Below are 7,590 nucleotides of genomic sequence, written 5' to 3'. Positions count from 1 at the left end.
GCGCAAGGGCAGCAAGGGCGCCTGGCGCTACCTGCAGGACGGTGCGCGCAACCGCCGCGTGCACACCTACAGCGAGCTGGTGCTCGACGGCCCCGCCGCCGGCGACCCCGCGCTGCGCACCTCCGCCGACCCCACCGGTCGTCGGGTCCTGGGCACCCTCAACAACTGCGCCGGCGGCACCACCCCCTGGGGCACCGTGCTGTCCGGCGAGGAGAACTTCAACCAGTACTTCGACGCCACCGACGCCCCCGACCCGGACGGCAAGCTGGCCCGCTACGGCATCACCTCCGATGGCCGCGGCTGGGAGCGCGTCGACGAGCGCTTCCGGATCACCAGCGAGCCGGACGAGGTCAACCGCTTCGGCTGGATCGTGGAGCTGGACCCGGACGACCCCGAGGCGGCGCCGGTCAAGCACACCGCGATGGGCCGGTTCAAGCACGAGGGCGCCACCATCCGGCTGGCGGACGACGGACACGCCGTGGCCTACATGGGCGACGACGAGCGGTTCGACTACATGTACAAGTTCGTCTCGAGTCGGCGCTACCGCGAGGGCGACACGGCCTACAACAAGACCCTGCTCTCCGAGGGCGACCTCTATGTGGCCCGCTTCACCGGCGACGGCTTCGAAGACGGTGTCAGCGACGGCACCGGTGAGTGGATCCCGCTGGTGCGGGGCAACCGGTCGATGGTGCCGGGCATGACCCTTGCGCAGGTGCTGATCTGGACCCGGCTGGCCGCCGACCAGGTGGGTCCGACCAAGATGGACCGCCCCGAGGACGTGCAGCCCAACCCGGTCACCGGCAAGGTGTATGCCGCGCTGACCAACAACACCCGCCGGCTGCCCAGCCAGATCGACGAGCCGAACCCCCGGGCCGACAACAAGTTCGGGCAGGTTCTCGAGCTCACCGAGGCCAGCAACGACCCGAGGGCCACGACCTTCTCCTGGCAGCTCGTACTGATCGCCGGGGACCCAGACGACCCGACCACGTACTACTACGGCTACGACAAGAGCCAGGTCAGCCCGATCAGCTGCCCAGACAACGTGGCCTTCGACTCCCACGGCAACCTGTGGATCTCCACCGACGGCCAGCCCGGCACGATCGGCAACTGCGACGGGCTGTTCCTGATGCCGGTCACCGGTCCCGACAAGGGATACGTGCAGCAGTTCCTCTCCGTGCCGGTAGGCGCCGAGTGCTGCGGACCGGTGATCGAGAACCTCGACTCGGTGCTGGTGGCCGTCCAGCACCCCGGCGAGGTCGACGGCGCCACGCCCAGCAACGTGGTGAGCAACTTCCCCTACCTCGGCGACGGGCAGCCACGTCCCGGCGTGATCCACGTGACCCGCGGCTGAGCAGGCCGCACGACCCCGCAGGGAGCCCTCCAGGGCGGCCCTGCGGGGCGCAGCGACGGCGATCAAGAACCCCCTCGCGGTTCCTGATCGCCGTCACTTTCGGTGGCGGGCGAGGCCGGCTCAGCGCAGGATCGGCATCTTCTGCACCATGCAGGTCTGCTTCCACCGGCTGCCCAGGTCGCATGTGCCGCCGGTCGGGGTCCGCTCCTGCGTCATCAGGCCGACCGCTCGGCAACCCCGTCGACCAGGGCGTGCAGAGCCTCCACCGCCGGTCCGGGAGGCAGACCCGCCAACAGGTCCCGGGCCTGGTCGGCGACCCGACGAGTATGCCGTCGCGCCTGCCCCATCGCGGGGTGCGCCCGCAGCAGCTCCACCGCGTGTGCGACCCGGTCGGGATCGGCGATGGGTCCGGAGAGCAGCTCCTGGAGCTCGAGGTCAGTCGGGTCCGCGGAAGCCCGGACATAGAGCACCGGCAGGGTCGCCTTGCCCTCGCGCAGGTCCGCCCCAGGAGTCTTGCCGGAGTCGGCGGCGTCCGAGCTCACGTCGAGCAGGTCGTCGGCCAGCTGGAAGACCACCCCCAGCTTCTCGGCATACACGGTCAGGGCCGTTCGGGTGGCGTCGTCGCACCCGCCGAAGGTCGCGCCGTACCACGCCGCGGTCGAGATCAGCGAGCCGGTCTTGTCGGCCAGCACGGCGAGGTACTCCTCGACGGGGTCGACACCGGAGGCCGGTCCTCGCTCGTCGCGGATCTGCCCGGCGCACAACCGCACGAAGGTCCTCGCCTGGACCTTGACCGCCTCGGGACCCAGCTCGGCGATCACCGCGGACGCGGTGCCGAACAGCAGGTCGCCGACCAGGATGGACACGGCGTTGCCGTAGCGGACGTTGGCGCTGGCCACCCCTCGGCGCAGCTCCGCCTCGTCCATGACGTCGTCGTGGTAGAGCGAGGCCAGGTGGGTCAGCTCCACCCCGACTGCTGACTCCACCACCTCGGCGGTGATCCCCGCGCCGACCTCGGCGCACAACAGCGCGAGCAACGGGCGGAACCGCTTGCCCCCGGCCCGGGCCAGGTGCCCGGACGCCTCCGCGATGAACTCCTCGTCATGGGCGATGACCTCGGCCAACCGGCGGTCGACGCTCGCCATGCCCCCGGCCAGTCGCCCCTGCAGGTCCTCGTCGGCCGAGAGCAGCTCGGACGCGCTCACCGGACGAACGTCGACGCCTGCTGCGCGAGCTCCAGCATCGGGGAGGGCATGACGCCCAAGCCGAGGGTGACGACCACACCGGTCACGATCGCGAAGGTCGTCATCGCCGACGGCACCACGACGGCGGTGTCCCCCGGGGCGTCGCCGAAGTACATGGTGACGATCAACCGGAAGTAGACGTAGGCGGTCACGGCGCTGGCCAGTACCCCGATGACCACCAGCAGGGGCCCACTGCCTTCACTCGAGACGGCCGCGGAGAAGACCGCGAACTTGCCGGTGAAGCCCGAGGTCAGCGGGATGCCCGCGAAGGCGAGCATCAGGAAGCTGAACGCGGCGGCGACCCAAGGGGCCCGCCGGGCCAGCCCGGCCCACTGGGACACGTGCGTGGCCTCGGTGCCGGAGGAGCGCACCAGCGTGACCAGGGCGAAGGCGGGGATGGTCATGAACCCGTAGGCGGTCAGGTAGAACATCGTGCCGGAGACACCGACGGTGTCCAGCGCCAACAGGCCGACCAGGATGAAGCCGGCGTGCGCGATCGAGGAGTAGGCCAGGATGCGCTTGACGTCGGTCTGCCGGATGGACATGACCGCGCCCACGATCATGGTGATCGCCGCGACCACAGCCAGGATCGGCTCCCACTCCAGGCGGATCCCCTCGACCGCGACGTAGAACAGGCGCAGCAGGGCCCCGAAGGCGGCCACCTTGGTGCAGGCCGCCATGAAGCCGGTAACCGGTGTGGGGGCGCCCTGGTAGACGTCGGGGGTCCAGGCGTGGAACGGGACGGCACCGACCTTGAACAGCAGGCCCGTCGCGATGAGCAGCACACCAGGAAGCAGCAGCCCGTCCATGCCCACCCCGGTGTCGATGGCCACCGCGATCTCACCGAACCGCATCGAGCCGGCGTAGCCGTAGACCAGGGTCGCGCCGAACAGGAAGAAGGCCGAGGAGAAGGCGCCGAGCAGGAAGTACTTCAGCGACGCCTCCTGGGAGAGCAGTCGGCGGCGTCGGGCCAGCCCGGACAGGACGTAGAGCGGCAGCGACAGAATCTCGAGGGCGATGAACATCACGATCAGGTCGTTGGCCATCGTGAACAGCATCATGCCGCCGACCGACATGAGCAGCAGCGGGTAGACCTCGGTGGTGGTCGCGCCGAGCCGGGTGGCCTGGGTCTCCTCGGCCGAGCCCGGCACGGACACACCGGACTGGGTGAACGCGTCGGGGGTGCTCCCGCCGAGACGTTCGCTCAACACGAGGACGCCGATGACGGACAGGACCAGGAGCAGGCCCTGCAGCAACAGGGCCGGACCGTCGTTGGCCACCGCCCCCGCAGCGGTCAGGCCCTGGTGGTCCACGGCCACGAAGACGATCGCCGCCAGCGCGAGCAGGAGGGTCACGACCGTCAGCGGCACCTGCACGACATACCGGTGGGCGCGGCCCGCGAAGCCCTCGACGGCGACGCCGACGAGTCCGCCGGCGAAGACGATGATCAACGGCAGCAGCGCTGCATAGGCGATGTCCGGTGCGATGAACTCCATCAGCCCTCACTGCCTTCCGCGGTGGCGTCGGTGGGTGCCGGGTCGGTGACGCCCACATGCTGCAAGGTGGTCGTCACGGCCGGCTCGAGCAGGTCCAGCGCCGGCTTGGGATAGAACCCGAGGAAGAGGAACGCCGCGATCAGCGGGGCGACCACGATCTTCTCGCGCAGCGTCATGTCCGGCGTCACCGCGGCATACTCCTCGGGCTTGGGCCCGGTGGCCACCCGCTGATACCACAGCAGGATGTAGAGCGCGGCCAGGATGACTCCGGCCAGCGAGATCACCGCGAAGACCGGGTAGCGCTGGTAGGTGCCGATGATCACCATGAACTCAGAGACGAAGGAGTTGAGCCCCGGCAGGGCCAGCCCGGACAGACCGGCGACCAGTAGCGAGCCGGCGATCAGCGGGGTGACCCGCTGCCAGCCGCCGAAGTCGGCGATGTCGCGCGAGCCACGCCGGACGATGAACATCGCGGCGATCAGGAACAGCGCCGCCGTGGTGAAGCCGTGGTTGACCATGTAGAGGGTGGAGCCCGTCCCGCTCACCGTGGTCAGCGCGAAGATGCCGAGCACGATGAAGCCGAAGTGGCTGATCGAGGTGTAGGCGATCAGCCGCAGCATGTCGCGCTGCCCGATGGCCAGCAGCGCGCCGACGACGATGGAGATCACCGCGAGGGTCATCACCACCGGCGTGGCCCAGCGGCTGGCGTCGGGGAACAGCTGCAGGCAGAACCGGATCATCCCGAACGTGCCGACCTTGTCGAGCACCCCGACCAGCAGCACCGAGGTGGCGGGCCGCGCCTCGGCGGCGGCCTGCGGCAGCCAGGTGTGCACCGGCCACATCGGCGCCTTGATCGCGAAGGCGATGAAGAACCCGGTGAAGAGCAGCCGCTCGGTGGTCGCGTCCATCGAGATGCCGGTGAGCGACTCGACCAGGAAGCCGTCGGTGCCGCCGGGTCCCTGCAGGTAGAGCGCGATCACCGCCACCAGCATGATCAGCCCGCCGAGCAGGGAGTAGAGCAGGAAGCTCGTGGCCGCCTTGGCCCGCTGCGGCCCGCCGAAGGAGCCGATCAGGAAGTAGACCGGGATCAGCATGAACTCGAAGAACACGTAGAACAAGAAGACGTCCGTGGCCGCGAAGACCCCGATCATCATCGCCTCGAGGACGAGCATCAGCGCGAAGTAGGTCTGCTGGCGTCGGTCGTCGACGACCGGGACGTCGTCCCAGGCCGCGACCAGGCAGATCGGCACCAGCACCACACCGAGCAGGATCATCGACAGCGCGATGCCGTCGACCCCGACGGCGTAGCTTACCCCGAACTGCGGGATCCAGGAGACCGACTGGGCCAGCTGGAACTGGGTGCCCGAGCCCACGTCGAACTGCAGCGCCGCCACGATGCCCAGCAGCAGGGTGAGCAGGGAAACCCCCAGGGCGACCTCACGGGTCCGCGCGAAGCCGCGCGGCAGCAGCGCCACCACGGCGGCACCGAGCAGCGGCACCACCAGCAGCAGCGTCAGCCAGGGGAAGTCGGTCATAGCTGCATCACCCAGACAGTCCCGAGGACGGCGACGATGCCCGCGAGCATGGTCATGGCGTAGTTGCGGACGAACCCGGTCTGGGTGCGGCGCAGGGCGTCGGACAGGCCGCGCAGGCTGCTCGTCGTCTTGCCGACCAGGCCGCCCTCGACGAGGTCACGGTCACCGTGCATCATCCCGGACACCAGGCCCGCGCCGGGGCGGCGCAGGAAGATCTCGTTGAAGTCGTCCTGCCCCAGGTCGCGGCGGGCGAACCGGGTGGCCGCGGTGCCCCGGGGCTGCTTCTGCGGGACCTCGGCCCGCAGGTACATCAAGAAGGCCATCGCGGCCCCGGCGGCGACGAGCAACAACGTGAGCGCGATGATGACGATGACGGGTAGCACCGGCTCGCCGTGCTCCTCGTGCCCGAACACCGGCTCCAGCCAGCCCTCAAGGACGCCGGTGGGGCCGAGCGCCGCTCCGAGGCCGATGGACCCCAGGGCCAAGATCATCATGGGCACGGTCATCGTCAGCGGCGACTCGTGCGGGTGCACGTCGTCCTCCCAGCGCTTCTCACCGTGGAAGGTCATGAAGAACAGCCGGGACATGTAGAACGCGGTGATCCCGGCGCCGATCAGCGCGGCGAGCCCGAAGACCCAGGGCTGCCAGCCCTCACCCACGAACGCGGCCTCGATGATCTTGTCCTTGGAGAAGTAGCCCGAGAACGGCGGCACCCCGAGGATGGCCAGCCAGCCGGCCATGAAGGTCAGCCAGGTGATCGTCATCACCGAGCGCAGCCCGCCGAACCGGCGCATGTCGACCCGGTCGTTCATCGCGTGCATCACCGACCCGGCCCCGAGGAACATCCCGGCCTTGAAGAAGCCGTGGGTGAGCAGATGGAAGATGGCGAAGGTGTAGCCGATCGGACCCAGCCCGACGGCGAGCATCATGTAGCCGATCTGGCTCATCGTGGAGGCGGCCAGGGCCTTCTTGATGTCGTCCTTGGCGCAGCCGACGATCGCGCCGTAGAGCAGCGTGATCGCGCCGACCGCGGCAACGGCGAGCCGGGCGTCCGGCGTGAGGTCGTAGATCGCCTGGCTGCGTGCAATCAGGTAGACCCCGGCGGTGACCATCGTCGCCGCGTGGATCAGCGCCGACACCGGGGTCGGACCGGCCATGGCGTCACCGAGCCAGGACTGCAGCGGGAACTGCGCGGACTTGCCGCAGGCACCGAGCAGCAGCAACAGGCCCACGGCCAGCAGGGTGCCCTGACCCATCCCCTCGGCGCCGCTGTGCACGGTCGCGTAGTCGAGCGCGCCGAGAGAGGCGAAGATCACCGCCATCGCGGTGATCAGCCCGATGTCACCGATCCGGTTGACCACGAACGCCTTGTTGGCGGCGGAGGCGAAGGCGGGGTTCCAGTTCCAGAAGCCGATCAGCAGGTAGGACGCCAGGCCCACGCCCTCCCAGCCGACGAACAGCAGCAGGTAGGAGTCGGCCAGCACCAGGATGAGCATGGCCGCGACGAAGAGGTTGAGGTAGCCGAAGAAGCGGCGCTTGTCCGGGTCGTGCTCCATGTAGCCCAGGGAGTAGACGTGGATCAGCGAGCCCACGAACGTGATCAGCATGACGAAGGCGAGGGAGAGCGGGTCCAACAGCAACCCGATGCTGACCGACAGCTCACCCGCGGAGACCCAGTCCCACAGCTGCACCGACAGCGCCCGCTCCTCCTCCGGCATACCGGCGAGCTGGACGATGACGCCCAGACCGACCAGAAAGGAGCCCCAGGACAGCAGGACCGCCAGCAGCGGACCCCACCGGTCGGTGGCCCGGCCCCCGATCAGCAGGATCGCGGCGCCCAGCAGCGGCAGCGCGACGAGTAGCCAGCCGAAGGCGGCGAAGCCGTCGGCGTCGGTCGCGCGGGCCGCACTGGGGTCGGCGAGCACGACGGCGACCGAGGTCTCGAGCACAGACACGCAGCTCGC

The 7,590-nt window shown here is 69.4% G+C and carries 5 protein-coding genes; 1 reads left to right on the top strand and 4 read right to left on the bottom strand.

The genetic code is table 11. The features are described 5' to 3' along the window. Positions 1-1,351, top strand: a 1,351-nt coding sequence (locus ACR2FV_RS12850) for a PhoX family protein (RefSeq protein WP_434016088.1), incomplete at its 5' end; no start/stop codon positions are given. Between the two features lie 215 nt (positions 1,352-1,566). Here the strand turns inward: ACR2FV_RS12850 and ACR2FV_RS12845 are convergent. Genes ACR2FV_RS12845 through nuoL form a run of 4 tightly spaced genes read right to left on the bottom strand, consistent with a single transcriptional unit; the run spans position 1,567 to position 7,581 of the window. Further along, on the bottom strand, positions 1,567-2,556 hold the full coding sequence (locus ACR2FV_RS12845) for a polyprenyl synthetase family protein (RefSeq protein ID WP_434016087.1): 990 nt from the start codon (positions 2,554-2,556) through the stop codon (positions 1,567-1,569). Then, on the bottom strand, positions 2,553-4,091 hold the full coding sequence (gene nuoN / locus ACR2FV_RS12840) for an NADH-quinone oxidoreductase subunit NuoN (RefSeq protein WP_434016086.1): 1,539 nt from the start codon (positions 4,089-4,091) through the stop codon (positions 2,553-2,555). The genes ACR2FV_RS12845 and nuoN overlap by 4 nt, the downstream gene beginning before the upstream one ends. Beyond that, positions 4,091-5,626, bottom strand: coding sequence for an NADH-quinone oxidoreductase subunit M (locus ACR2FV_RS12835; RefSeq protein ID WP_434016085.1), 1,536 nt, complete (start codon positions 5,624-5,626; stop codon positions 4,091-4,093). Before ACR2FV_RS12835 ends, nuoN begins: the two co-directional genes overlap by 1 nt. Continuing rightward, positions 5,623-7,581 (bottom strand): NADH-quinone oxidoreductase subunit L, encoded by a 1,959-nt coding sequence (gene nuoL / locus ACR2FV_RS12830; protein WP_434016084.1) that lies wholly within the window; start codon positions 7,579-7,581, stop codon positions 5,623-5,625. The genes ACR2FV_RS12835 and nuoL overlap by 4 nt, the downstream gene beginning before the upstream one ends. Positions 7,582-7,590 lie beyond the last annotated feature (9 nt).

Origin of the sequence: Ornithinimicrobium sp. (assembly GCF_051004135.1) — a bacterium.
Classification (GTDB): domain Bacteria; phylum Actinomycetota; class Actinomycetes; order Actinomycetales; family Dermatophilaceae; genus Ornithinicoccus.
This window is presented reverse-complemented; position numbering and strand designations above follow the sequence as displayed.

Bases quoted from the DNA above. Each gene is read 5' to 3' on its own strand.
- nuoN (WP_434016086.1), bottom strand. From the start codon at position 4,091: ATGGAGTTCATCGCACCGGACATCGCCTATGCAGCGCTGCTGCCGTTG.
- ACR2FV_RS12835 (WP_434016085.1), bottom strand. From the start codon at position 5,626: ATGACCGACTTCCCCTGGCTGACGCTGCTGCTGGTGGTGCCGCTGCTC.